Source organism: Pseudomonas sp. TNT3 (assembly GCF_010095445.2).
Classification (GTDB): domain Bacteria; phylum Pseudomonadota; class Gammaproteobacteria; order Pseudomonadales; family Pseudomonadaceae; genus Aquipseudomonas.
The window spans coordinates 1-26201 of the sequence record NZ_WFGV02000026.1; the positions used below are offsets into that span (position 1 = coordinate 1).

Genomic DNA, 26201 nt, shown 5'->3' on the forward strand with positions numbered 1-26201 from the left:
GCCGGCGCGCGAGTGACCGCGCGCACCCTCAGTTACGGCGGACAGGATTTGCTTAGCTTGTCCGAGCGCGGTTGGCGCGGCTTGCGCGGCAAGGGCATCGGTTTTGTGTTGCAGGATGCCCTGGTGTCGCTCGACCCGTTGCGCCCGGTGGGCAAGGAAATCCTCGAAGTGCTCCAGACCCACGACTGGGGTGACCGTCGCAGCCGGCCGGAACGGGTCATCGAACTGCTGGAAAAAGTCGGCGTGCCGGAGCCTCGGTTAAGGGCGCGCCAACGTCCCGACCAATTGTCCGGAGGCCTGCGCCAACGCGCGCTGATCGCCAGTGCGCTGGCACTGAGCCCCGGCCTGGTGATCGCGGACGAGCCGACCACCGCCCTGGATGCCACGGTGCAGGCGCAAATTCTGCAGGTGCTGCAAGAAATCAAGGCACGGGGTGACTCGTTGCTGATCATCAGCCATGACCTGGCCGTGGTCGCACAACTGGCCGATGAGGTGCTGGTGCTGCGTCACGGCGAAGTGGTCGAGCAAGGACCGATGGACCAGGTATTGCGTCATCCGCGCCATCCTTACACCCGAGCGTTGCTTGATGCCGTGCCCGCCGAGCATGCCCGGGGCACGCGCTTGTCGCCGGAGCGCAACACCGTTGCCGCGCCACCTCGGCCGGGTGCGGATTCGCCAGTGGTACTGAAGGCAATGCAGCTGGGCAAACGTTACGTCGGCCCCGATCAGCAATCGCGTCAGGTGGTGGATGACGTCAGTTTTGAGCTGCGGGCGGGGCGCACGCTGGGGATCGTCGGCGAATCGGGATCGGGCAAAACCACGGTGGCGCGCATCGTCCTTGGCCTGCTGGAACCGGACGCCGGACGGGTGCGGTTTCTCGATAAACCCTGGTCTGGCGCCGGTGACGAACGCGTGCAGGAAAAGCACCGGCGGCTGTACCGACGGGACATCAGCGTGATCTATCAGGACCCTCTCAGTTCGTTCGACCCGCGCTGGAGCGTCGGGCAGATTCTCGCCGATGCGCTGGACGTCGCCGGCATCACGCCAGACCAACAGCCCGCACGCATCGCGCAACTGTTGGATCAAGTGCGTCTGCCCAAAGAGCTGGCGGTTCGACGGCCATTGCAGCTGTCGGGTGGCCAGCGTCAGCGCGTCGCCATCGCCCGGGCCATCGCGAGTAATCCGAAAGTCATTATCTGTGACGAGCCGGTCTCGGCGCTGGACGTGTCGGTTCAGGCCCAGGTGCTGGACCTGCTGGCCGATCTGCAAGCGACCCTGGGGCTGGCGTATCTGTTCATCTCGCACGACCTGGGAGTTATCCGCCATGTCAGCGACGACGTGCTGGTGATGCGTCACGGCAAGGTCGTTGAAAGCGCCACGGTCGAGACGCTCTTTGAAAACCCGCAGCACGAGTACACCCGTCGACTGCTGGGGGCGGTGCCGCGTTTGCCGAGCGCCGAGACAACTTTGGTCGTGCCGCCGCTGGAACCGGAAGACGCGGCGTGGCTGTTTGATGAATCCCGGCTTTGGAAAATCGCCATTTAAGTTCGAACCTTGAACAAGGAACTGCCATGACTACGTTGACTGCTGTACCCAAGACACCGGTTGCTTCGGTGGAAGAACTCAATGCCCGTGCCGACCGTTTGTTGCCGCAGATCGCCGCAGGCGCGGCGCAACGTGAGCGTGATCGGCAATTGCCGTATGAGGCTGTGACGCAGATCGCCCAGGCGGGATTGTTCACCGTGCGGATCCCGACCCGCTTCGGGGGAGCCGGGGGTTCGGTCAAGGATGCGATTGCGTTGTTGATTCGGATCGCCTCGGTCGACTCCAATGTGGCCCAGGCGCTGCGCCCCGGTTTCGGTTTTATCGAAGGGCTGCTGGCGTCCCGGGCCGACGGGGCGGAGGGCGAACGCGAGCGGTGGTTCGAGCGTTATCTGCAGGGCGCTGTGGTCGGGAATGCCGGGTGGGAAGTGGGCGGTGCAAACGGTTCGATCAGCGCGCGGATCGTGCGTGACGGCGATCACTACCGCGCCACCGGCAGCAAGTACTACAGCACCGGATCGTTGTACGCAGACTGGGTCAGCGCCGTCGCCCTGGACGAGAACGAGCAACCGGTGTCGTTCATTCTTCCCCGTGATCGCAAGGGGCTGGAATTGCTCGACGATTTCGACGCGATGGGCCAGCGCCTGACCGCCAGCGGGACCACCCATTTGCATGACGTGGTGGTGAAGGCCGACGAGATTCGCACGCGCACCGTGGAGGAGGGCAAACGCACCATCGTCACGCCGTTTCTTCAGGTATTCCTCGCGGCCGTCCAGGCGGGTATCGCACGCAATGCGTTGAACGATGCGGTCGCGTTTGCCAATGATCATGCGCGCCCGATCAAGCACAGTACGGCGACGCGGTCGGTTGACGACCCTTATGTAGAACTCAGTGTCGGCGATATTTCGGCCCGTGCGTTCACGGCGGAAGCGGTGGTGTTAAGGGCTGCAGAAGCCATCGACCGGGCCTGGGCAGCCGACCTCGATCCGCAGGCGGTGGATCAGGCGGCGGTCGATGTCGCGCAGGCGCAATACATCGCGGCCGAGTCTGCGCTCAAGGCGGCAGAGCTGGTATTTGACGTGGGCGGCGCCTCTACAACGGGTCGCGCACATAACCTGGACCGTCACTGGCGCAACGCGCGCACCGTGGCCAATCACAACCCTCGGCACTGGAAAGCGGCCGCCGTGGGTGCCTGGCAACTCAAAGGAACGCCGCCACCGACATCGGGATTGTTTTAAGCATGGGCCGGAGTGCGCGTCGAACAGGCGCCTTTATCAGGCGGATGACCCGAGGGCGTCATGGGCGCGACTGAACGCATCGATACGCTTGACCGGGTCGCCCTTCGACCTGTCGACCCGGCGGCCGGCACGAGCCTGCGCCGGGTGCCGATGATCATCGGCTGTGCGCTGTTCATGGAACTGATCGACGCCACGGCGGTGCTCACGGCGTTGCCGCAGATGGCCCGGGATTTCGGTGAGCCCAGCGTGCGCATGAACCTGGTGGTGTCGCTGTATTTGCTGGCGGTGGCGCTGTTTGTCCCGGTCAGTGGTTGGGCGGCGGATCGCTTCGGGCCTCGACGGGTGTTCGTCAGTGCGATCGTGCTGTTCACCCTAGCATCGGTGGCCTGCGCCTGTTCGGGCTCGCTGTTGCAACTGTCACTGGCGCGCATGGCGCAAGGGGCGGCCGGGGCCATGATGGTGCCGGTGGGGCAGGTGATTCTGTTGCGCTGGTCGGCGCGGGAGAACCTGCTGCGCGCGATGTCCTACCTGACGATTCCGGCGCTGATCGGGCCTGTTTTAGGGCCGCCGTTGGGCGGTTTGCTGGTGACCCTGTTGTCGTGGCACTGGATCTTCCTGATCAATGTGCCGATCGGCCTGTTGGGCATCGCGCTGGTGGTGCGCTACATCCCCGATTACCCCGGTTCGCGTGGGCGGCCACTGGACGTCCCCGGCCTTTTGCTCAGCGCGGTCGGCCTCGGCGGTCTGGTGTTTGGTTTCGAGGCATTCGGTCACGGCTTGCTGGCGCGCCAGTGGGCGCTGCTGCTGATTGCGTTGGGGGTATTGAGTGCGTGGTTGTACGTCAGGCATGCCCGGCGTTCGGCGCACCCGCTGATTGATTTCTCCTTGCTGCGGATCCCTACCTTCGGGGTGAGTTTCTGGGGCGGCAACCTGATGCGTATCGGTAGCGCGTCACAGCCTTTTCTGTTGGTGCTGCTGTTCCAGCTGTGCTTTGGCCTGAATCCGCTGGAAGCCGGCCTGTTGAGTTTTGCGGGCGGGGCCGGCGCGTTCCTGATGAAGCTGCTGGCAGTGCGAATCGTCAGCCGCTTCGGCTTCAGGCGCACGTTGATCGGCAACGCAGTGCTGACGGGACTGACGATCATTGCCTGCGGGATGTTCGAAGTGTCCACCCCATACTGGATCGTCGTGCTGGTGTTGTTCGGCAGCGGCATCATCCGTTCGCTGCAGTTCAGCACCCTGGGCGCCTTGACCTATGCCGATGTGCCGCCGGAACAGTCCAGCCGGGCCAGCAGCCTGTCGGCGATGACCATCCAGCTGACGATGAGTTTGTCTGTGGGCATCGCCGCTGCGTTGCTGAGCCTGATCATGTCCCTGCGCGGGCATGCCAGTCTCGAGCAAAGCGATGTGGCGCTGGTCATGGTGTTCGGTGGGGTGATGTGTGCCTTGTCGGGGCTGGTGTTTCGCCGGCTTTCGTCGTCGGCGGGTTCGGCCGTGTACGCCGGGCGTTCCGGCTGACCCGTTGTTTTTAGCTATTGAACCGGGCACCTCGCGTGTCTCTTTTGCCTGAAAGCTGCGCGGCCACAGGCGTCATTCAGGAATGCCATCCGTCATGACCTCGTCTTTTTCACCTTTCACGCCCCGTGACAGCCGGTTGCACAACTGGAAAGTCCAGCATCTGCCGGCCACGCCGGGTGCGTTCGTGCGTTTTTTTATCGGCAACTTCAAGGGCTGGTACGTGGCGATCCTGCTGCTGCAGATCGCTGCAGTGGTGTGCACCATCCTCATTCCGTGGGGGCTGGGCCAGATCACCCGCACGGTCAGCAACGGGCTGGATGCCGAGCGCGCGTTCGAGGTGCTGCAGTGGCCATTGACCCTGTTCGGCGCGTTGCTGGTGCTGGAAGTGTTATTCACCCGAGCTGCTGCGGGTTGCCACATTCACGTCTTGCCGTTGCAGCGGCGTACAGTCACCCATGTGGTCTTCGCCTATCTGCAGCAGCACTCGCATCGGTTCATCAGCAACGAATTTGCCGGTGCCCTGGCGCACCGGGTGTCCGAGATTGCGCTCGGGGTCAATCAGACACTGAGCATCCTGCTGTTCGATCTCATCCCGCTGCTGGTCACACTGAGCCTGGCCACGGTGTTGCTGTGGACGGCCTCGCCGTTTCTGGCGATGTTCATGGCGGGTTGGTCGCTGCTGTTCATTGCCGTGTGTTATTTGCTGGCGCGCCGCAGCCATCCTCTGGCCCAGCAATACTCGGCAGCGCGCAGCACCAGCTCGGGCAAAGTCGTCGATGCCGTGTCCAACCTCGCCAACATCCGCTTGTTTGCCCGTCATGCGTTCGAGCACAGCTATCTGGGCACGTTCCTGGACAGGGAAGTGGCCGCGGCGTATCGCTCGCTGGGGTACATGGAGAAGATCCGCTGGTTTCAGACCGGTTGTGGCGTGGTCCTCAAACTGGGGCTGTTGCTGGTGGCGCTGTACCTGTGGCGCACGCAGCGCATCGACATCGCTGCGTTTGTCATGTCGACCAGCCTTTCGCTGTTGATCATCAGCGACGTGGGGAACCTGTCCCGGCGTTTTCTGGAATTCTTCGAGGCGACCGGGAACATTGCCAACGGCGTGCGCACGCTGATTCGTCCGCACGAAGTGATAGACCGGCCCGGGGCGTCAGCCTTGCAGGTCAAGCGTGGCGATATCGAGTTTCGCGACGTTGGCTTCAGCTACGGTTCTGACCAGCCGATTTTCAGCCGGCTGAATCTCGTGATTCCGGCGGGACAGAAAGTCGGGCTGGTGGGCTCCTCGGGGTCGGGCAAATCGACCCTGCTCAATCTGCTGCTGCGCTTGTATGACGTGCAGCAGGGGGCGGTGCTGATTGACGGCGTGGATGTGCGCGATGCGACGCAGCATTCCCTGCACCAGCAGATCGGCCTGATCCCGCAAGAGCCTGGCCTGTTCCACCGCAGCATTCGCGAGAACATTCATTACGGGCGCCTGGATGCCTCGATGGATGAGGTGGCCGAAGCGATCCATCGTGCGGGTGCCAGCGAATTCATCGACAGCATGGAAGACGGCTATGAGTCGCTGGTGGGGGAGCGCGGTGTGAAGTTGTCGGGTGGGCAGCGGCAGCGGATTGCTATCGCACGGGTGCTCCTGAAGAACGCGCCGATCCTGGTCATGGACGAGGCCACCTCAAGCCTGGACTCGATCACAGAGCGCTTCATTCAAGACAAACTGGACGAAATCATGGAAGACAAGACGGTGGTCGTGGTCGCACATCGGCTGTCGACCGTCGCCCATCTGGACCGCATTCTGGTGTTCGATAACGGCCGGGTGATCGAGGATGGAAGCCATGAGGAACTGCTGCGCCAGGGGGGGCAATATTCACGCCTGTGGAGTCGTCAGTTCAGTGCGGCGTTCGATGAGGCGGTGGTGTGATTTGATGGGGCGGCGGCTTTGGTGGCGTAAACGGACGCCGTAACGACGTGAAGTGTTGTAAGCGAAACAGCCCTTCAGCAATGTGTACCTCTGCACCACGATAGAGGCTCGTATTTATCTGTTTTTACTGCGTTTTCTGCTGGCACGAACCCTGCAAAAGCCGAGGTGAGAGCGCGACTATACACATAGATGCTCCAACCATTAATCAGGCCAGGAGTATCGAAACGATGTGGCAGAAGTTTGAAGCACGCGCTCTGGGGCTGGACCCGTTCAAGACGGCGTCCAGCCTGGGCATTCTGATGATGCTGGTTCATGGCACTTGCGCGGCGGCTCAAGCGCAGCCGACAGGTCAGGACCCGACATTGGCCACGGTGGTGGTCACCGGAGCTCAGGCTACCGAGGTTCAGAAAGCGCAACGGCAGCTGGAGAAAGTGGCGGGGCAGACCGCTGTGGTGGACAACCGGGAAATCGAACGCGGTCGGGCTGCCAATGCCGAGGACGTGCTGGCCTTGCAGCCGGGGGTGTTTGCCCAGGCCACCAGCGGGTCCGGCGCCAACAAGATTTCGATCCGTGGCTCGGGGCTCAATACGTTCTATCAAGGCTACGTGCTGGGGATCAAATTCCTGTTTGACGGGTTGCCGCTGACAGGGCCGGGCGGTACGCAGGAGGACATGCTCGACATGGCGTCGGTGGACCACACCGAAGTGCTGTACGGGGCCAACGCCTTTAACTATTCAGCGTTGTCGCTGGGCGGTGCCATCAACTTTGTCAGCAAGACCGGTCGCACCGATCCGGGCAATTACGCGCGCTTCGAAGTCGGCAGTTTCGGCTATCGCAAGCAGCAATTGAGTACGGGCGGGGTGGTCGATAACAGCGATTACTACGTCAGTATTTTGCACAACGAGCGGGACGGTTATCAGGACAACACGCCCAACGAAGGGCAGGGCATCGTGGCCAACTTCGGGCATGTGTTCAACCCCAAGCTGGAGACGCGATTCTTCGTGCGCTACCGCGAAGAAACGCTCACCCAGGGCAATACGCTGACCAAGTACCAGATCAAGCATGACCCCAAGAGCAACAACGTCCCGACCGGTCGACAGAAGGACGGATCGACCCTGCTGGGCAGCAAGACCACCTATACCTTCGACGACAATGCGAAGCTGGAAGTCGGCCTGGGTTATAACGACTACCCCTTGTACAACGGCTGGCGGTACTCCGCGACGCCCCAGGATTGGCGATCCAAGGACATCAACCTGACCCTGCGCTACCTGCGTACCGGCGATACATTCCTCGGTTTGCCCAGCGACAGCAGCGTGACCTTCAGCAATACCCGCGCGTACCTGGCGGATGTGAAATCTCACGCCAAGGGCACCGACACCAAGCTGCAGGAAACCAACTACACGGGTTCGCGCGATACCGTGTTCTCTTTGGGCAACGAGCTGCAATTCGGCGAACGTACCTGGCTGTCCACCGGCCTGTCGTTTATCGATATCAAGCGCAAGGCGCAGATCGAATACACCACGGGCACCAACACCACGGCGTTTCCCAACGGGGTCGAGTACAACGAGCACGACATCGCGCCGCGTATCGGCCTGCGTTACCAGCTGACCCCGGAATTTGAAGTGTTCGGCAACGCCAGTCGCTCAATCGATCCGCCGGTGACCTGGCAATTGGGAAGCACCGGGACGCCTTATATCCGTGATGTGCGGCCGCAGAAAGGCAACACGGTCGAGTTTGGTATTCGCGGCGGGCACGGTATTTTCGATGGCAGCCTGACGGTTTACCGCTCGTGGATTCAGAAGGAGCTGCTGTCGATCGTGGTGCGTCAGGCGACGGCCACGCAGGATCAACTGGTGGCCACTTCGAACGGCAGCGGGACCATTCACCAAGGGATCGAAGCGGGGCTGAATGCGCAGCTTTGGGAAGGTCAGAATGGCGACACGGTGACGTTGCGCCAGGCGTATACCTTCAACGATTTCCACTATCGCGACGACGACACGTTCGGCGGCAACGAGCTGCCAAGCTTGCCGCGCGAGGTCTATCAGGCCGAGCTTCAATATCGGCAAACCGCTGGCTTCTACGCGCAGCTCAATGCGCGCGCTGCTTCCAGCTATTACGTCGATTTTGCCAACACCCTCAGCGCGCCGTCCTACACGATCTGGGGCGCGAAAGTGGGCTATGAAGCCCCGAGTAAAAAGTGGGAAGTGTTTCTGGACGCCCGTAACCTGACCAACGAGCGCTATGCCACGGCGGCGAATACGGCCTACGACGCCAGGGGGCAGGACTCGGCGAACTTCTACCCGGGTGATGCGTTTAACGTGACGACCGGGGTGGCTTTTCGGTTCTAGCGCCTGCTCGCGATATGGCTCAGGAACGCCTATGGCAAGCTGAGGCAGCGCATGCGATCAATGGGGGCCGTTGATGCTGGATGAACCACGGGTCAGACGCTTGAGCGCGATGACCATCAGACCCCCGGTGACTCCCATTCCCGTGAGAAAAAGCGGATACGCCACCCACCACGGAACGGCCGAGGTCATCATGCTGAACTCGGACATGCCGCCGATGCTGGCGATCAGGTTGAGCGGCAGGAAGACCACATTGATCAGCGTCAGTTTGCGCAGCAGGTTGTTCATGGTGTTGTTCATCAAATTGCCCCGCGCATCGATCAGGCCGGCAAACACCCTGGAGTAGATTTCCGCCTGTTTGTTGCACTGGGTGTTCTCGATGATCAGATCGTCGATCAGCGCGATCGCCTCGGCGCTGAAGTGCTCTTTTTCTGCGTGGTTGCGCAACCGGGTCAGGACAGCGCCATTGCTGTGAATCGCGTTGATGTAATAGATCAGGCTTTCGCTGAGGTTGAACATCTGGATCAGATGCCGATTCTCCATTGATGTGTTGAACTTCTGCTGCAGTTCTCGAGCCACCAACTTGATCACCTTGAGGTGACCCAGGTAGTGGTGGAGGTTGTTGAACAGCATGTCCAGCAACACGTCCAGCGGGGTGTACAACGGATGCCGCACGCCCAATCCGCTTAACTGGGAATCGTCGGTCGCAATGACCAGCAGGCGTGTTTTGGAGAACAGCAGGCCGAACGACGACACCTCAAACGTCAGGCTTTGCGCACCCGAGTAACTTTCCGGACGCTTCCAGATCAGGAACAGATTGTCCGGGTGGAACTCGATGCGTGAGACCTCGTCCGGGTCCAGTGCCGAAGCCAGCGCGTGATCGTCCAGTTTGAAATCGCTGCGCAGCAGATCCCGTTCTGCAGCGTCGGGATTGCTGAACAACATGACCTCGGCATTGAGGTGTCCAACCGGTACCAACGCCCCATTGGCGAGCTGAAAAGGCTTGATCACATCTGGCCTCTGGTGTTGTTGGCCGGGAAAGTCTGCGTGTTGCAGGACGGGTTTCGATTCAAGCGCTCACCAGGCCTGGCCGCGGCGCTTGAGTTCCAGGCGCCGGACGAATTCTTCCAGCACCAATGAATACAAATCGTCCTGCAAGTAAGCGTCCTCGGTGCCGGCGTCCATGTTCGGGTTGTCGTTGACCTCGATCACCACCACCTTTTCGCCGGACTGCTTGAGGTCGACGCCGTACAAACCATCACCAATGAGGTTGGCGGTCTTCACCGCCAGTTCGACCACCGCTCGCGGTGCCTCGTGGACCGCGAGGGTCCGGCATTCACCGTTGATGTCCTGGCCTTTGGCTTTGTGGTTGTAGATCTGCCAGTGACCTTTGGACATGAAGTACTGGCAGGCGAAAATCGGCTTGCGGTTGAGCACGCCGATGCGCCAATCGTATTCGGTGTAAAAGAACTCCTGAGCCAGCAACAGCACCGAATGTTCGAATAGCTCGCAGGTGGCTTCCAGCAAAGCTTGCTGGCTTTCGACCTTGATTACGCCACGGGAAAAACACCCATCGGGAATCTTCAGCACCAGGGGAAACCCCAGGCGTTCACCGACCCGCTCGAATTCTTCCGGTCGTTCCTTGTAGAGAATCTCGGTGGCTGGCATGCCCAGTTGGTGGCTTTTTAGCAGGTCGGTCAGGTACACCTTGTTGGTACAGCGCAGGATTGAAGCGGGATCGTCCATCACCACCAACCCTTCACTTTCGGCTTTCTTGGCGAAGCGGTAGGTATGGTTACCCACGCTAGTGGTTTCTCGAATCAGCAGGGCGTCGTATTCGGCGATGCGTGAATAGTCCTTCTTTTCGATCAGATCGACATCGATACCCAGGGTTTTGCCGACTCGGATAAAACTCTCGAGTGCCTTGGCATTGGAAGGCGGCAGCGCTTCTTGCGGGTCATGCAAGATGGCCAGGTCATAGCGGGCCACGCGGGGTGAACGTGGCATTCGCCAGATCTTGCGACTGAAACTGTCCAGCGAGTTGGCGAAATGATCTTCCTGGTCTTCGCGTAATTTGTGCAATACACCGGATCTTATTCCCTCGATGCGCCAGCTGGTGCTTTTACGGAATTCAATCAAGAGGATCGGGCACGGGAATGTTTCGAACAGTTGTCGCGCCAGTTCTTGCAAGGGTTCCAGGTTGGTTTTACCGAAGTAGAGTGTCAGAGTGAATCCTTCGGTATTGCTATAAAGGTGGTTATTGAGTGCTTTGTCCAGCGCTTTGTCCAGGTCATCCAGAGCCAGGCCGTACAATGACTTTCGGGTCAGCTCACTGATTGTTCGTACCGATGGAATAACTTTGTGGCCACGGGCTTCCGCCAACAGTGAACAGTAGTAACCATGCCCGAGATACTTGTAGCTGCGGCACAGGTTAATCACCTGGACACGCTTGCCAACCTCGCTTTCAGGGGGTTGCTCAAGGTACTCCTGGGCACTCATCACGTCTTCTGAAGGGAAGTAGGAAGCCCAGTCTTCTTTTCGTTCGACAATAATAACGACTTGGCTTGTTCTTCTAGGTTCGCCCGATAAATAAGTTGGTTTTGATATTGCTGTTATCCGATTTTGTTCTGATACTTTGCGCAAGTAACCCTGTGCCGCTGACATAAGAGAAGGTCCGTTGGAGAACAAGTCCTTATCTATTAAGCATGAAATTTTCAGGAAGTCTCGTTTCGTTACGCAACTTTTACGGCGGTCATATGAATCTGTTATTTCGCAAGGCTACACCCCATGATCTGAAGTCCCTGCTGGTGCTGGAAGAACAGTGTTTTACTTATGATCGACTGACGGCGCGCAGTTTTCGGTGGATGATCAGTCGAGCCCACGCCAGCCTGATCGTCGCTCAGGCCGGGGGTCAATTGATGGGTTACTGCCTGGTTTTGTTTCGTCGCGGCACTTCCCTGGCGCGTCTGTATTCGATCGCTATCGCCAGCCACAGTCGTGGCCTCGGCCTGGGAAAACAGCTTTTGGATCAGGCGGAAGAGAGTGCTCGCGCGCATGAGTGCGCCTGCCTGCGGCTGGAAGTCCGACCCGACAATCCAGTCGCCCTCTCTCTTTATGAGCGTAATGGCTACAGGCGCGTTGCTGTCGTACCCGACTACTACGAAGACCATGTGCATGCGCTGCGGCTGGAGAAGCGCATCCTGCACTTACGGGAAAGCCGTGAATGACAGGTGCTTGAAAAAAAACGGCAGCCCGAGGCTGCCGTTGTCCGTTGCCTGATCGAATCCGGTCAGACGATTCCGGTCAGGTAATAGACGCCGATCACGAAAAACGCCGCGAGTATCTTGAAGATCGTCATGCCGAAAATGTCCTTGTAGGCCTGACGATGGGTCAGTCAGTCGCGCGGTCGGGAATCCGGACAGGAATACACCGATGTCTCAACGCCGCTCGGGTTTTTTCATCGGCAATCTCCATTTATCGTTTGAAGGTGTTGCTTTCCGTGCGTCTTCTACACTGACCAAGCCCTCTCGTGACCCGCTCCTCACGACGTCGGGCTCACTGCCTTTTGCACGTTTGCTGGTAACGCTTTCGAGCCTTTGCGGGTTCACGCAGGCACTGATAAGCAACCTGCAACCTCACACCCACCTGATCGCGAGGGGACACACGCCATGAACGCAATTACGACCAAAGACGGCACCCGGATTTTCTACAAGGATTGGGGCCCGAAAGACGCGACGCCTATCGTGTTTCACCACGGTTGGCCGTTGAGTGCGGATGACTGGGACAATCAGATGATGTTCTTCTTGCTCAAAGGCTACCGGGTGATCGCGCATGACCGTCGCGGACACGGGCGCTCGACCCAGACGTGGGAGGGCAACGAAATGGACACCTACACCGCCGATGTCATCGAGTTGACCGATGCGCTCGACCTCAAGGGCGCGATCCATGTCGGCCACTCGACCGGCGGCGGAGAAGTAGCACGCTACGCCGCGCGAGCCGAACCAGGACGCGTTGCCAAGGCCGTGTTGATCAGCGCGGTTCCGCCCATCATGGTCAAGTCGGAAAAGAATCCTGGAGGTTTACCCCTGGAGGTGTTCGACGGGTTCCGTTCGGCATTGGTTGCCAGTCGTGCGCAGTTCTACGTGGACGTGCCGGCGGGGCCGTTCTACGGTTTCAATCGACCCGGGGCCGAGGTTTCGCAAGGCGTCATCGACAACTGGTGGCGCCAGGGCATGATGGGCGGTGCAAAGGCTCATTACGACTGCATCAAGGCGTTTTCCGAGACCGATTTCACCGAAGATTTGAAAGCGATTGAGGTGCCGACGCTGGTCATGCATGGCGAGGACGATCAAATCGTGCCGTTTGCAGACTCGGCGCCGCTTTCGGCCAAACTCTTGAGGCATGCCACGCTCAAAACGTACCCGGGCTTTCCTCACGGAATGCCGACGACCAACGCGGATCAGATCAATGCTGATGTGTTGGCGTTTATTCGCGGCTGAGGTTTTAGCGAGCGGCGTCGGCGGTTTCTCTGGCGAAAAAAACACCCTGCGAAAGCTTGACCTTCGCAGGGTGAATTAAACCTCTCGATAAGCGGCGCTTCTCAGCACCTTTGAATCATCGGTTTTTTATTGCGGACCAAGCTTGTCGATCAGCGCTGCAAGCATTTCGTATTCTTGCGAGGTCAGGTCGGTGAGCGGGGCGCGCACCGGTCCGGCATCGTAACCGACGATTTTTGCGCCGGCCTTGACGATGCTCACGCCATAACCCGGGCAGCGGTTACGAATGTCCAGGTACGGCAGGAAGAAGTCGTCGATCAACTTGCCGACCGCTTCGTGATCTTCCCGAACGATGGCGTGATAGAAGTCCATCGCGGTTTTCGGGATGAAGTTGAACACCGCCGAAGAGTAGACCGGCACGCCCAGCGCCCGATACGCCGCTGCATAGACTTCGGCGGTTGGCAGACCACCCAGATAGGTCAGACGATCGCCAAGACGACGGCGGATCGAGACCATCAGCTCGATATCACCCAGGCCGTCCTTGTAGCCGATCAGGTTCGGGCAGCGCTCGGCCAGACGTTCCAGCAATGGTGCGGTCAGGCGGCAGACGTTGCGGTTGTACACGACCACGCCGATCTTCACCGATTTGCACACGGCTTCAACGTGGGCGGCGACGCCTTCCTGACTGGCTTCGGTCAGGTAGTGCGGCAGCAGCAGCAAGCCTTTGGCGCCCAGACGTTCGGCTTCCTGTGCGTATTCGATGGCTTGACGGGTCGAGCCGCCAACCCCGGCCAAAATCGGCACGCTGGTTGCGCAGGTGTCGACGGCGGTTTTGATGATTTCCGAGTATTCGCTGGCTGCCAGAGAGAAGAATTCGCCAGTGCCGCCTGCAGCGAACAGGGCGCTGGCGCCGTACGGGGCCAGCCACTCAAGGCGTTTAACGTAACCAGCGCGGTGGAAATCGCCCTGGGCATTGAAGTCGGTCACCGGGAAAGACAGCAGGCCGGAGGAGAGGATCGATTTCAGTTCTTGTGGGTTCATTGTTCGAAATGTCCTTATTAGCGTACGGAGATATGTAGCGGTGTTGTTTGTTGTTGTACGTCATCGTACAACCTAAAATGACGATGCTCAAGACGATCAGGCAGATTAAATTTCAGGGGTGGATTGGTTACTGCCCCCGGGGGAGGCTGACCGTCCTCCAGAGAGGTTGCACGATCAGCGAAGCCCCGTGATCAATGCTGCAAGATCTTCGACAGGAAGCTGCGTGCGCGGTCTGTGCGAGGCGCACCGAAGAACTCTTCTGACTTCACATCTTCGATAATCTCGCCGCCATCCATGAACACGATGCGGTCAGCCACCTTGCGCGCGAAGCCCATTTCGTGGGTGACACACATCATGGTCATGCCCTCGTGGGCCAATTCGACCATCACGTCCAGCACTTCATTGACCATCTCGGGGTCGAGTGCCGAAGTAGGCTCATCGAACAGCATCGCGATCGGGTCCATGGCAAGGGCGCGAGCGATCGCGACTCGTTGCTGCTGACCACCGGACAACTGGATCGGATACTTTTGCGCATGGCTCTTGAGCCCTACGCGCTCCAGCAACATCATGCTTTTTTTCGTCGCGGTGATGTGGTCCCGGCGCAATACCTTCATTTGTGCAAGGTTGAGGTTTTCGATGATGGTCAGGTGCCCAAAGAGTTCGAAATGCTGGAACACCATCCCCACACGCGCACGCAGTTTGGGCAAGTCCACGCCCTTGCCGGTGACGGGTTGGCCTTCGATGAATATCTCGCCTTCCTGAACCGGTTCCAGCCCGTTCACGCACTTGATCAGGGTGCTCTTGCCCGAACCGGATGGCCCGCATACCACCATCACTTCACCGCGAGAGAGTTGTGTGGTGCAATTTTTCAGGACCTGAAAGTTGCCATACCATTTACTCAGGTTTTTCATCTGGATCATGCTGTTTTCCCTATGTTTCTTTTCATGCGTTTAGTCAGGCTGGACAGCAAATAGCAGATCACCAGGTAGACGAGGGCGACGAACAAATACAGCTCGACCAGACGCCCGTCACGTTGGGCGAACTTGCTGGCCGCTCCGGTGAAATCGGCGATGGACAGCACGTACACCAGCGAGGTGTCCTGGAACAGGATGATGGTTTGGGTCAGCAATAGCGGCGCCATGCGGCGCAACGCCTGGGGCAGGATCACGTAGATCATCGATTGCGACGGCCGCAGGCCAAGGGCCGCTGCAGCCTGTTTCTGACCGCCGCTGATGCTCTGGATACCGCCACGAATGATTTCGCTGTAGTACGCCGCTTCGAACATGCAGAAGGTCACGAATGCAGTCACCACCGGGCCGATCTGCACTGGCCGTTCTGTGCCGAAAGCCATTTGCAGCAGCAAGGGCATCAGGAAGTAGAACCAGAAAATCACCAGGACCAGCGGAATGCTGCGCATCACGGTGACGTAGCCCAGGGCAAAGCCACGCAAGACGCGGTTGTGCGACAGGCGCATGAGTGCCAGCAAGGTGCCGGCGACGATCCCCACCGACATCGCCACCAGGGTCAGCAGCAAGGTAAATTTCAGGCCGCTCCACAGCGCCGGCATGGCCCTGACAATGACACTTGGATCTAGATCAAACATGACTTACCTCGTCGCGCCGCGAATGGTCAGTGAACGTTCGATATGACCCATGACGAAAGTCACCAGCAGCGAAATGACCACATAGATCACGGTCGCGGCAGTGAAGGCTTCGAAGGTATTGAACGAGTATTCGCTGACGTTGCGTGCTTGTGCGGTCAGCTCCATCAGGCCAATGGTCAGCGCCACGGATGAGTTCTTCAGGGTGTTCAGCGCTTCGGAAGTCAGTGGCGGGAACACCACCCGGATGGCCTGGGGCAGCAGCACCTGCAGGTACATCTGCGTCGGCCGCAAGCCCAGCGCCAATGCCGCGCCACGCTGGCCCTCAGCAACCGATTCGATGCCGGCCTTGAACAGCTCCGACAGCTTGGCCGAGGTGAACAGCGTCAGGGCGACAACGGCGCTGAAGAAGGAGGGGTAAGGCAAATCCTGCTTGAGGTAGTCACCGAGCGATATCGGCAGCAGCTCGGGCACGACGAAGAAGCAGATGAACATCTGCACCAGCAGGGGGATGTTGCGGAATACTTCGGTGTACAAGTTGCACAACCACACGACGGGTCGCAGTGTCGTGGTGCGCAGGGTGCCGATCAAGCCACCGATCAGGAACGCCAGGATAAACGCGGCGAGGGTAGTCGCCAGCGTCCAGCTCGTGCCAGTGATCAGCCAATACAGATACGAAGACGTCTCTCCGGGCGCGGAGCCCCAGAAGACGCCCCAATTCCAGTTGTAATCCATGAAAACACCAACCTTGGTGAGGGTGCGCAGCCTGGAACAGCCCGCAGTACCGGCCAATCAGGCGCGCTTGAACGGCTTGATTGGCAGGTATCGAGGCGTGTCCACCCGGCACAGTGACGGGTCGGGATCAGACGCCGGTATCGTTCGGGTTCGCGATGGCTTCTTTGAGCGCTTCGCTCATGGGCAGATTGATCACCGCGTTCTTTGGAGGGATCGGCTGCTGGAACCATTTCGGATACTGGGTGTTGATCTCGCCGCTGCTGTAGAGGTTGCGCAGAACGTCATCGGCGAACGCCTTGAACTGCCCATCGTTTTTGCGAATGCCGATGGCATAAGGTTCAGCGGACATCGGCTCGGGCAGCAAGGTGTAGGCGTCCGGGTTGCGACTTTGCGCGATGGTTGCCATCAACTGCACGTCGTCATTGATGTAGGCAACGGCGCGCCCCGTCTCCAGCATGAGGAAGGCTTCGCCGCCATCCTTGGCATTGAGGATCTTCAGGCCCAAGGCTTTTTCGCGGTCGAGGTTCTTGGTGATCCATTCGCCGCTACCCCCGGTGATGACCACCACGGATTTGCCTTTGAGATCGGCAACGCTGTTGATGCCGGCGGTTTTTTTCACTGCGTATTTGGCGCTGGCCACGTAGCTGGTGAGCAGGAAACCGATTTGTTTCTGGCGCTCCACGGTGTTGGTGGTGACGCCGCATTCCAGATCGATGGTGCCGTTGATCAACAGAGGCGTACGAGTGGCTGCGACCACCGAGACGTACTCGGTCTTGAGGTTGGGTTCACCGACTTTGACTTTGATTTGATCGACGATTTTTTTGCACAGTTCAATGCTGTAGCCGATGGGCTGCTGGGCATCATTGAGGTAGGAGAAGGGTAACGACGCGTCGCGATAACCCAGGGTGACGGTGCCCAGCTCCTTGATTTTTTTCAGTGTTCCGGTGAGGTCGTCAGCCTGTGCAGCGCTGGTGCTCAGGCACGCAGCGACGATGAGGGCAAGCAGCTTTTTCTTCTGATCGAACATGGGGAATCTCCGATTTATTGTTATGGCAGCTATGGCACAGCGAAAGGCGAAGGCTTTAGCGCAAGGCTTTAGCGCAAGGCTGCAAGCGCTTCACTGATTGAAACGACGGCTTTTTTTATTTGTTCGCGAGAAGTGGCAAACGACAACCGGAAGTACCCCGGCAAGCCGAACGCAAGACCCGGCACTACGGCCACGCCTGCTTGATCGAGCAGATAGGCGGACAGTTCGACGTCATCATTGATCACCCGACCTTGCGGGGTGCTGCGGCCCAGCAACTGGCTGCACTCGGGGAAGGCATAGAAGGCACCGGCCGGTGCGCTCAGGCGCAAGCCTTCGCACTGACTCAGACCATCCACGAGCAGGCGCCCGCGCTCGGCGTATTCGGCGGCACTCTGGCTGACAAAATCTTGTGGACCTTGAAGGGCCGCCCGGGACGCTTCCTGGGAAATAGCGCTGGCACCTGAAGTGCTCTGCGATTGAATCTTGCTGATCGCAGCAATCAGGGCTTTGGGTCCGGCGGCGTAACCGATGCGCCAGCCGGTCATGGCATAGGCCTTGGCCACGCCATTGATCAGCAAGGTTCGTTCACGCAGCTGCGGGCAGGCATTGCCAAACGAGACGAAGGGCTGATCAGCGAGTAACACGTGCTCGTAGATCTCGTCCGACATCACCAGGACGTTGGGGAAGTCTTCCAGCACTTTGCCCAGCGCTTGCAGTTCGGCTTCGGAGTAGATGGCGCCACTGGGATTGGAGGGCGAGTTGAGGATCAGCCAGCGGGTTTTGCCGGTCAGTGCACCTTGCAGTGCCTCGGCGGTCAGCTTGAAACCGACGTCGATGCCACAGGGAATGACCTGCGGGCTGCCACCGTTGAGCGTGACGATATCGGAGTAGGAAACCCAGTACGGCGCAGGGATGATGACCTCGTCGCCGGCTTCCAGGGTCGCCATGAACGTGTTGAAGATGACTTGCTTGGCGCCATTTCCGACGGTGATTTCATCGACGCTATAAGTCAGACCGTTTTCCCGCTGGAACTTGCTGACAATCGCCTGGCGCAGGGCCAGCGTGCCTTGCGGCGCGGTGTAGCGGGTGTGGCCATCACGCATGGCCTGGTAGGCCGCTTCGACGATGTGTGCGGGGGTATCGAAGTCGGGTTCGCCGAGGCTCATGTCGACAATGTCGCGGCCTTGGCAGGCAAGTTCTTTGGCGCGCATGGAGATGACCATGCTGGGGGAGGAAGAGATCTGTTTGACGCGTTGACTTTCAAAACTCATGAAAATGCCCGCCTTCCTTGGAGGTACGCCGGGGGGTGGCCTGGCGTCCTGATGATGTTGTACGACGTAGTATGACATGATAAAAAAAGTTTTTGCAACGGCGGACAAACCCTAAATTTCGGGTAGCTGTGAATGATTGCAGGCTGGATTACAGAGGGGGGATGGGCGAGGGTGGTGCACGATAAAACACCAGGGTCATTGGAGCAGGTGCCGTGATGGCGACTTGGCTGCTCCCCCGACTTTTTCTACTGCAGCGATTGGCCTTTCATCAAAAGCGTTCGTCGAATAGTGCCGGCAAGGTGAGTTCCTTGACGAAGTTGGCTGAGGACAGACTCAAGACCTGCACGACGTCGTGCACGGGATGTTCTTTGATTACTGCTGAGCAATTCGAGCCGTGATCCACTGCCGGCTGTAAGCAAGCACGCTGTCTGCTATGGCCGTCGGAAAGTGAATGAAACCGTGGGGAGAAGAGGGCAATACGTGCACTTCCACGGGGGCCGACTTCATCCATCGATCAGCGAGTTCGAGCGTGTCGTCCCTCAGGGGATCCAGTTCGCCGGCAAACAATAGCGCAGGGGGGAAGTCCGTAAAGTCGCCATACAGCGGTGACAAAGGAGGCTGCCGACGTTGCTGGTCATTCAGACCGGGCGTGAGCATGCGAAACGCTTCAACCATGCCAGGACCATCCAGTACGAGCGTTTCAGCGGATGCTGCCCGGACACTCGCGGTTCCCGTCAAATCGTAAACGCCGTAATACAGCAGCGCGCCGCTCACCCGTTGAAGCAAGTGGGGCCATTGTTTCAGCGCCAGTAACGTCGCCGCAGCAAGGTGCGCCCCGGCTGATTCGCCCACGACGATAATGGGCAGGTCAGCAAACTCATCACAGTCTTCACTTAGCAGCCAGCGGGCAGCACACAGGCAGTCCTCCATCAGTCCTTCAATCGGCGTCGAGATGGCAAGCCGGTAGTCGACCGAGACGACTGTGACGTCGCAGGTATTGACCATGGCCACATTGAAGGCGTCATTCATCTGCGCATTGCCGATAACCCATCCACCTCCGTGGAAATCAAGCACGACGCCTTTTGCCTTTCCTTTGGGCCTGATGATCCGCACGGGCACTGAAATGTCGCCGACACCTATCGTCTTCCGTTCAGCCTTGAGCCCATGCTTGAGCAATTGAGCGGCGCCGCCTAGTTGGCCGGCACGTAGCAGCGCCTGAATCACCCGAGGCGTGAAGCGATTACGGATTCGAAAGCGCGGCAACCAGGCGAGTTTCCTGTTGAAATCCCGAGCGTGCGCCAAGTCCCGTTCGCTGGCAGGCCAAGGTGTTTTCGTCTCCGCGTTGTAATTGATCATCCGCGGTTATTGCGCAGGATGGAAAAATTCAACGCGGCGGCGACGCACAGCCACACAAGGTAAGGGAACAGGATAAGCCCCGTGATCAGGTCGAGCCGCAACGCCATCACCACCATTGCCGCGACCACAAGCCAAAGCAGCGCCAGGATGATCATCGCGGCGAAAATGCGGTGCGCGCCGAAGAACACCGGTGTCCACAGCGTATTCAGTGCGATCTGCGCCGCCCACAAAGCCAACACCACTTGGCTTCCGGGTATCAGGGACAAGCGATACCCAGCCCAGGCGAGCAGCAGATAGATAATCGACCAGGCCACCGGAAACAGCCAATTGGGGGGTGTGAAGCCAGGTTTGACGAGCGATTCGTACCACTGGCCCGGCTTGAAAAGAAGGCCGGTGCTCGCTGCGGCACCGCAGGCCAGGAGAAAAATAAAAAAGGTCATTAGCTATCCTTGGCTGAAGCCAGCCGTCTGTGGGTGCAAAGCCATGTTGGCGTCGTTAAAGAAAGGACGCCCGGTGACACGAAAAGTTTGGATCGGGTGATGAGATTTTTTTCTTTCGCGAAGGGATGCGGTCGCTCCATGACTGCCGCTCCCGCCCCCCGTTTCGCCAACGGCCCAACGCGTATGATGGCGGGCTTTCACTACCGATAAGGAAATCGCCATGCTTCCCGACAAGGCTTGCGCAGTCGTTCTGTCTTCCGAACAGCGCCCCAGGATCCTTTTGTTCCATCATCCTCAGGCAGGGGTGCAACTGGTGAAGGGCAGTATTGAAAGGGGAGAGACGCCAGATCGAGCAGCCCTGCGTGAACTGGCGGAAGAGTCGGGGATTAGCGCCGCCACAATCGAAGATGATCTGGGGTGTTGGAATTCCGGTCATCAGGACCAGATCTGGTCGTTTCAACTGTGCCGGGCGGTTGGCGCCCTGCCTGAACATTGGTCACATCAGACGCTCGATGATTTTGGTCACACCTTCGCGTTTTTCTGGGCTTCGCTCGACGATTTACCTTATGAGAAATGCCACCCGGTTTTTCGTCGTGCGCTGGTCTTTTTGTGCGAGGTTTTGGAAGCGCGTGGGTATTTGCCGTTTGGTGAGTCAGCGGGTGCCACTCAGCAGAGTACGTCGACAGGTTGAATCCACAGCCAATAGCGGACGCTGGACCGAGTCCGCTGCCGGTGGAATCGGACATTCATAGGGACTACGCTTGGGCCGGGCAGGGCCATGGCGAGACAGAGCTAGAGAAATTTTGTGGATCGATCCAAAGTCTCAGGATTAATCGCGGGAAGGAGTTGAAACTGAGTACGGCATCGCGATCAATAGGATTGATCCGACTATCACATGGATTTTTCACAGTCTCCGGCCATCCGGCAAGGCTGTACTGAACTTGAACGCCCGCTTGATAACAAACGCATCCGGGCTATGGAAGTCGTAATGCCGAAAAATAAAAATAAAACGGTTATCGATTCGCAACCGATGACGATTAACAACTATCTGTTTCCCGTCACTATCGGCGTTCTGCTCATGGCCGTTGTGGGCATCGGGTGGTTCCTGTTCGGCAGCAAACCTGCTCCTGTGACTTATGCGCCGGTCGTCCAACCGGCCACGCCACAACCTGTTGCCGTAGTGCAGGAAAAAGCGCAGGCAAAAATGGTCGATGAGCAGCAATGTCAGGGTTGCCACAACGCCCAAGTCAAAGACTGGCAAGGCTCCCATCACCAACTGGCGATGCAGGTAGCCAATGCTGAAACCATGCTGGGCGACTTCAACAACGTCACCTTCCATGCGGAAAAAGAAACCACCCATTTCTCTCGCAAAGGTGATGAATTCTGGGTCAACACCCCCGGCATCGATGGCAAGAACGCGGACTTCCAGGTCGCTTACACCTTTGGAATCTCGCCGCTACAGCAATACCTGATCGAGGTTGGCGACGGTCGCTTGCAAGCTCTGGGCGTGGCTTGGGATACCGAAAAAAACCGTTGGTTTCACCTCTATCCAGGCCAGGGCGTGAGCTTCAAGAACCCGATCCACTGGAGCAAACCGAGCCAAAACGCCAATTTCATGTGCGTCGAATGCCACACCACGGGTTACAAGCGCAATTTCGATGCGGCAAAAAATACCTTCGACAGTCACTGGAACAGCCTCGGTGTCGGCTGCCAGGCGTGCCATGGCCCAGCCTCCAATCACCTGGAATGGACGGCGAAAAAAGGTGACTTGATCCACGCCGGGTTTGCCGTCGACCTCAAGGACAAGAATGCCAGCGTCGAAATCGAAACCTGCGCACGCTGCCACTCCCGGCGCGCGCCGCTGGGCGATGGTTTCACCGTCGGCAATCGCCTGATGGATGACTACCTACCGAGTCTTCTGACCCGTGAACTGTATGCCCTGGATGGCAAGATCAAGGATGAAGTATTCGAACATGGCTCCTTCGCCCAGAGCAAAATGTCCGACAAGGGTGTGCGTTGCAGCAATTGCCACAACCCCCATAGCAACGAACTCAAGGCGCCGGGTAACGGCGTATGCCTGCAATGCCACAACACTGCCGGCAGGACCTCGGTGGAAGGTGTTGATGGCAAGGGCCTGCAAGCGAAGAATTACGATTCCATCGAACACACCCGCCACACCATGGGCCAACCAGGCTCGCAGTGCGTGGATTGCCACATGCCCGGCAAGTTCTACATGGGCAACGACTTCCGGCATGACCACAGCTTCAGCATCCCTAACCCGGAACACGCAGCGAAACTCGGCACGCCGGACGCCTGCCTGACCTGTCATCAGGGCAAGGCCGGCAACAAGGTCACCGCACAGTTCAAGCTGTGGAACGTCTCAAACAGCCCGCAAGCGCCGCGCTACGATGAAAGCCTGTGGTTGATCCGCAACGGCCAGCCCGGCGCGGCACAAGCCTTGTACGAGCAACTGCAACGCAGCAACCTGCCGTCAATTCAACGGGCAACCTTGCTGGCGGAACTGGCGCTGTATCCCAGCAGACAAGCGATCAAACTGGCCACCAAGGACTTGAGCAACTCGGCACCGCAAGTACGCGAAAGCGCCGTTCGGGCGATCAGCGCGTTCCTGCCACCCCCGGACCGCGCGCCACTGTTGACGCCGTTGCTGGGTGATCCTGTAAAGGCCGTACGCATCGCCGCAGCCCGAGATTTGTTGAGCGTGGGTCGCACTGGTTTAGAGAGTGCACAGAACAAGTGGAATGCGGCCATTGCCGAATACGAAGCGGTACAAAAGAACCTGGCCGAACGCGCCGAAGCCAATCTCAACCTGGCCATGCTCTACCAGGCCAGCGGTCGTAGCGGCGAAGTCGAAGCTCTGCTGCGCACGGCACTTGAACGTGACCCGGATTTCTACCCGGCACTGGTGACGCTGGTGCAATGGCTGGAAGCGGGCGGACGCAACCAAGAAGCTCAGGCGCTGCTCGCGCAAAGCCTGAAAGAACACCCGGCGGCGGCCCTGCTACACCATGCCAAGGGTTTGTCGCTGGTGCGTGCGGGTAAAACGGATCAAGCCATGCTGGCGCTGAGCAAAGCTGCGCAACTGGAACCCGAGAACGCCCAATACGGCTACGTCCTCGCCGTGGCGCTGCATGACAGCGGCAAGGTTGAGGCGGCGTGTGAGGAATTGGAAAGGCTGTTGAAGGTGCAGCCCGCCAACCGCAATGCGCGGCAGGCGTTGATCCATTACTACCTCAAAGGTGGGCAGGAATCGAAGGCGCAGATGCTCTTGCAGGACTGGAAGAAAATCAACATGGATGATCCGGGGTTGAAATGATCCGTCGCGAAGTCGCAACAACCAATAGGCGACCGGTATGACCGCCAACTTTATTCCTGCATAAAGTTGAAGCAGCATCGAGGGTAATCCATCAATCATGAAGCTGATTGAGCGACCAGGAAAAAGTCCACTGCAAAAAATGTTCATGACAGTCCTTCGCAGGTGTTGAATGGGCGCATCCAGATAACGGACGCGCCCAGGTTGCTGACTCTTAGGCGGAATCAAGTGCGCCGTCCCGTTACTGCCGGGTGCCCGGCAGCATTTCAAAGTCCGTGGTAAACGGCGTCATGGCCGCCATTAGCCGTTTGAACGGTGTGTGATTACCTTCGAAGCGGGCCTTGCCGTCCTTGACGAGCTGATCGAAGCTGGTCTTCCTCGCCATCACCTCTTCAAGCGCAGAGCGATCGAGGGTGATGGTCAGGTCGGCGTTTTTGGCCTGCTGCCCCTTGATGCTGGTCAGTGTCGAGTTGCTCAACTCGACCACGAATTGCTCACCATTGTCCGGCGTCTGGAGATTCAGGATGAAGTGTTCACCCGCGACTTTGCTGCCGTCCAGGCTGATGCCGAGGTACTCCAGCCACAATTCTGTGCTCATGGCGCGAATCATGTCAGGTCCGCCGGTTTTTGGCGGTACGCCTTTGGGCACGCCGTGGCGCAGTTCGTACGCTGCGGCAAGGAAACTGTTGCGCACGCCGGCACTTTCCTTCTGATAGCCGACCTGCTCATAGACATCCGCCAGCAGGTCCTTGGCCTGGCTGTTTTGCGGCTCTGCATACACCAGTTTATTGAGGATCTCGTAGGCTTCGCGGTATTTGCCCTGGCCGAACAGGGATTTGCCCTTGGCCATGATCTTGTCCGCCCCCCCCATCATTTCGACATACAGCGGTGCCGAATCTTTCGGTGAAAGCGGCATCAGCGTTGCAGGGTTGGCATCCCAATAGCCCAGGTAGCGGTTGATCACGGCACGGCTGTTGTGCTCTTCCGAGCCGTGGTAGCTGTGCGTCGCCCAATTGTTTTTCAGGCTTTCGGGCAGCTTGTAGACATTGTGAATCTCGTTGACGGTGACGCCCTGGTTAGCGGCGTGCAGCACGGCATTGTTCAAGTTGGCGTAGGCGTCGCGTTGCGCGCGCATGACGTCCTGAATTCGCTCATTGCCCCACCGTGGCCAGCTGTGCGATGCAAACATGACATCGGCCTGCTGCCCGTAACGATAAAGAGCGTTGTTGATGTTCTTCGACCAGACCAGCGGATCTCGAACCAGGGCACCGCGCAGGGTATAGATGTTATGGATCGTGCCGGTGATGTTCTCGGCGGCCCAGAACGCTTTTAACTGCGGGAACCAGGTGTTCATTTCCGATGGCGCTTCGGTGCCCGGGGTGTTCTGGAACTCCATCACCACCCCGTCAACGGTCAGGGTCTCGAAATCTTTCTCGATATAGCGATTGGGCTCAATCAGCCCCATGGTGCCAATCGAGGCATTTTTCCCGATGGCCATGTCGACATGGCCGTATGGGCTGTGCGGCAACATCACACCGTACTGCAAGAAGGCGCGGCGGGTCATGGCAGTACCGGCGTAGACGTTTTCAGCCACGGCATGCTCCATGAAACCTGTCGGTGCTATCAGCGGGACCTTGCCGCTGCGCACATCGGCTTCATCGACCACTCCGCGGATACCACCGAAATGGTCGGCATGAGAGTGAGAGATCACTACCGCCACGACCGGGCGCTTGCCGAGTTTTTCATTAATGAAGTCCAGCGCGGCCTTGGCGGTTTCCTTCGACATCAGGGTATCGAACACAATCCAGCCGGTGTCGCCCTTGATGAAAGTGATGTTGGCCAGGTCGAACCCGCGCACTTGGTAAATCTTCTCCGGAACAACCTCATACAGACCGAAGGCCATGTTGAGTACCGCCTGGCGTTGCAGGGACGGATTGATACTGTCGTAGTCCTTACCTTCCAGCAGGAAGTTATAGCTGCCCATGTTCCAGGCGACATTCCCGGCATCGGCCATAATCTTGTGATAGGTCGGTGCAGCGATGAAGCCTCTTTTCGCTTCTTCAACGTCGCGTGTATCGGCAAACGGAAGCGCCTGGCGCACACCCTTTTGCAGCTCGATCGTATAAGGCGAAGGCGCTTTGCCTTTGATGTCGAAATGCGCGTTTTGTGCGGAGACGAGATCAGAACTGACGACGTTTGCATCGGTAGCAAAAATGGCCGGGCTGACGCTACCGCCAAGGGTAATTGCCAGTGCCAGATGAAGGGTCTTGTGGGACATAAAAGAGTTCCTGCGCCATAAGGTTTGCCAATGAGCGTCAATGCCGTTGAGTGCCTATAACGCTT

19 protein-coding genes and 3 pseudogenes are annotated in these 26201 nt (G+C 58.7%); 9 read left to right on the top strand and 13 right to left on the bottom strand.

From position 1 onward, the window contains the following. The 5 genes from GBC55_RS16315 to GBC55_RS16335 all read left to right on the top strand — a co-directional run. Positions 1-1545, top strand: a 1545-nt coding sequence (locus tag GBC55_RS16315; RefSeq protein ID WP_247266932.1) for an ABC transporter ATP-binding protein, incomplete at its 5' end; no start/stop codon positions are given. A gap of 26 nt (positions 1546-1571) precedes the next feature. Beyond that, positions 1572-2780, top strand: a complete 1209-nt coding sequence (locus GBC55_RS16320; RefSeq protein ID WP_162438437.1) for an acyl-CoA dehydrogenase family protein — start codon at positions 1572-1574, stop codon at positions 2778-2780. Between the two features lie 150 nt (positions 2781-2930). Next, on the top strand, positions 2931-4295 hold the full coding sequence (locus GBC55_RS16325; protein ID WP_162438497.1) for an MFS transporter: 1365 nt from the start codon (positions 2931-2933) through the stop codon (positions 4293-4295). Between the two features lie 94 nt (positions 4296-4389). Beyond that, positions 4390-6216 carry an ABC transporter ATP-binding protein gene (locus GBC55_RS16330; protein ID WP_162438438.1) on the top strand — a complete coding sequence of 609 codons (1827 nt, stop codon included), beginning with the start codon at positions 4390-4392 and terminating at the stop codon, positions 6214-6216. Between the two features lie 227 nt (positions 6217-6443). Next, complete coding sequence (locus tag GBC55_RS16335; RefSeq protein WP_162438439.1) at positions 6444-8564, top strand: TonB-dependent receptor; 2121 nt, start codon at positions 6444-6446, stop codon at positions 8562-8564. Positions 8565-8621: 57 nt separating this feature from the next. Here GBC55_RS16335 and GBC55_RS16340 read toward each other — a convergent pair whose 3' ends face one another. Continuing rightward, a complete protein-coding gene (locus GBC55_RS16340; RefSeq protein WP_162438440.1) occupies positions 8622-9572 on the bottom strand; it encodes a magnesium transporter CorA family protein in 951 nt (316 codons plus the stop codon). 66 nt (positions 9573-9638) lie between these two features. Continuing rightward, entirely contained in the window at positions 9639-11225 is a 1587-nt protein-coding gene (locus tag GBC55_RS16345; protein WP_162438441.1) for a RimK family protein, read from the bottom strand. Positions 11226-11317: 92 nt separating this feature from the next. Between GBC55_RS16345 and GBC55_RS16350 the strand changes: the two are divergent. After that, positions 11318-11785: pseudogene (locus GBC55_RS16350) on the top strand (N-acetyltransferase); the annotation flags it as partial. 65 nt (positions 11786-11850) lie between these two features. Here GBC55_RS16350 and GBC55_RS16355 read toward each other — a convergent pair. Continuing rightward, positions 11851-11955: pseudogene (locus tag GBC55_RS16355) on the bottom strand (hypothetical protein); the annotation flags it as partial. Between the two features lie 274 nt (positions 11956-12229). Between GBC55_RS16355 and GBC55_RS16360 the strand changes: the two are divergent. Further along, positions 12230-13060 carry an alpha/beta hydrolase gene (locus GBC55_RS16360; RefSeq protein WP_162438442.1) on the top strand — a complete coding sequence of 277 codons (831 nt, stop codon included), beginning with the start codon at positions 12230-12232 and terminating at the stop codon, positions 13058-13060. A gap of 126 nt (positions 13061-13186) precedes the next feature. Here the strand turns inward: GBC55_RS16360 and kdgD are convergent, their stop codons facing one another. From kdgD to GBC55_RS16405, 9 genes and pseudogenes are all read right to left on the bottom strand, one after another. Next, positions 13187-14098 (bottom strand): 5-dehydro-4-deoxyglucarate dehydratase, encoded by a 912-nt coding sequence (kdgD, locus tag GBC55_RS16365; protein WP_162438443.1) that lies wholly within the window; start codon positions 14096-14098, stop codon positions 13187-13189. A 191-nt stretch (positions 14099-14289) separates the two neighbouring features. Continuing rightward, positions 14290-15018, bottom strand: coding sequence for an amino acid ABC transporter ATP-binding protein (locus GBC55_RS16370; RefSeq protein WP_162438444.1), 729 nt, complete (start codon positions 15016-15018; stop codon positions 14290-14292). Then, positions 15015-15701 (bottom strand): ABC transporter permease subunit, encoded by a 687-nt coding sequence (locus GBC55_RS16375; protein ID WP_162438445.1) that lies wholly within the window; start codon positions 15699-15701, stop codon positions 15015-15017. The genes GBC55_RS16370 and GBC55_RS16375 overlap by 4 nt, the downstream gene beginning before the upstream one ends. A 3-nt stretch (positions 15702-15704) precedes the next feature. After that, entirely contained in the window at positions 15705-16433 is a 729-nt protein-coding gene (locus GBC55_RS16380) for an amino acid ABC transporter permease (protein WP_162438446.1), read from the bottom strand. Positions 16434-16560: 127 nt separating this feature from the next. Continuing rightward, the gene (locus GBC55_RS16385; RefSeq protein ID WP_162438447.1) at positions 16561-17460 is read right to left on the bottom strand and encodes a transporter substrate-binding domain-containing protein; all 900 of its coding nucleotides are present in this window, start codon (positions 17458-17460) and stop codon (positions 16561-16563) included. A gap of 68 nt (positions 17461-17528) precedes the next feature. After that, positions 17529-18731 (bottom strand): pyridoxal phosphate-dependent aminotransferase, encoded by a 1203-nt coding sequence (locus GBC55_RS16390; protein ID WP_162438448.1) that lies wholly within the window; start codon positions 18729-18731, stop codon positions 17529-17531. A 268-nt stretch (positions 18732-18999) separates the two neighbouring features. Continuing rightward, positions 19000-19092, bottom strand: a pseudogene (locus GBC55_RS16395) (SDR family NAD(P)-dependent oxidoreductase); the annotation flags it as partial. Between the two features lie 11 nt (positions 19093-19103). Further along, on the bottom strand, positions 19104-20087 hold the full coding sequence (locus tag GBC55_RS16400) for an alpha/beta hydrolase fold domain-containing protein (RefSeq protein WP_162438449.1): 984 nt from the start codon (positions 20085-20087) through the stop codon (positions 19104-19106). Beyond that, the gene (locus GBC55_RS16405) at positions 20084-20527 is read right to left on the bottom strand and encodes a TspO/MBR family protein (RefSeq protein WP_162438450.1); all 444 of its coding nucleotides are present in this window, start codon (positions 20525-20527) and stop codon (positions 20084-20086) included. Before GBC55_RS16405 ends, GBC55_RS16400 begins: the two co-directional genes overlap by 4 nt. A 220-nt stretch (positions 20528-20747) precedes the next feature. Here GBC55_RS16405 and GBC55_RS16410 point away from each other — a divergent pair, with 220 nt between their 5' ends. Further along, positions 20748-21218 carry an NUDIX domain-containing protein gene (locus GBC55_RS16410; protein ID WP_162438451.1) on the top strand — a complete coding sequence of 157 codons (471 nt, stop codon included), beginning with the start codon at positions 20748-20750 and terminating at the stop codon, positions 21216-21218. A 297-nt stretch (positions 21219-21515) separates the two neighbouring features. Then, on the top strand, positions 21516-23861 hold the full coding sequence (locus GBC55_RS16415; RefSeq protein ID WP_162438452.1) for a tetratricopeptide repeat protein: 2346 nt from the start codon (positions 21516-21518) through the stop codon (positions 23859-23861). A gap of 238 nt (positions 23862-24099) precedes the next feature. Here GBC55_RS16415 and GBC55_RS16420 read toward each other — a convergent pair whose 3' ends face one another. After that, on the bottom strand, positions 24100-26136 hold the full coding sequence (locus GBC55_RS16420; protein WP_162438453.1) for an alkyl sulfatase dimerization domain-containing protein: 2037 nt from the start codon (positions 26134-26136) through the stop codon (positions 24100-24102). Between the last annotated feature and the right edge of the window lie 65 nt (positions 26137-26201).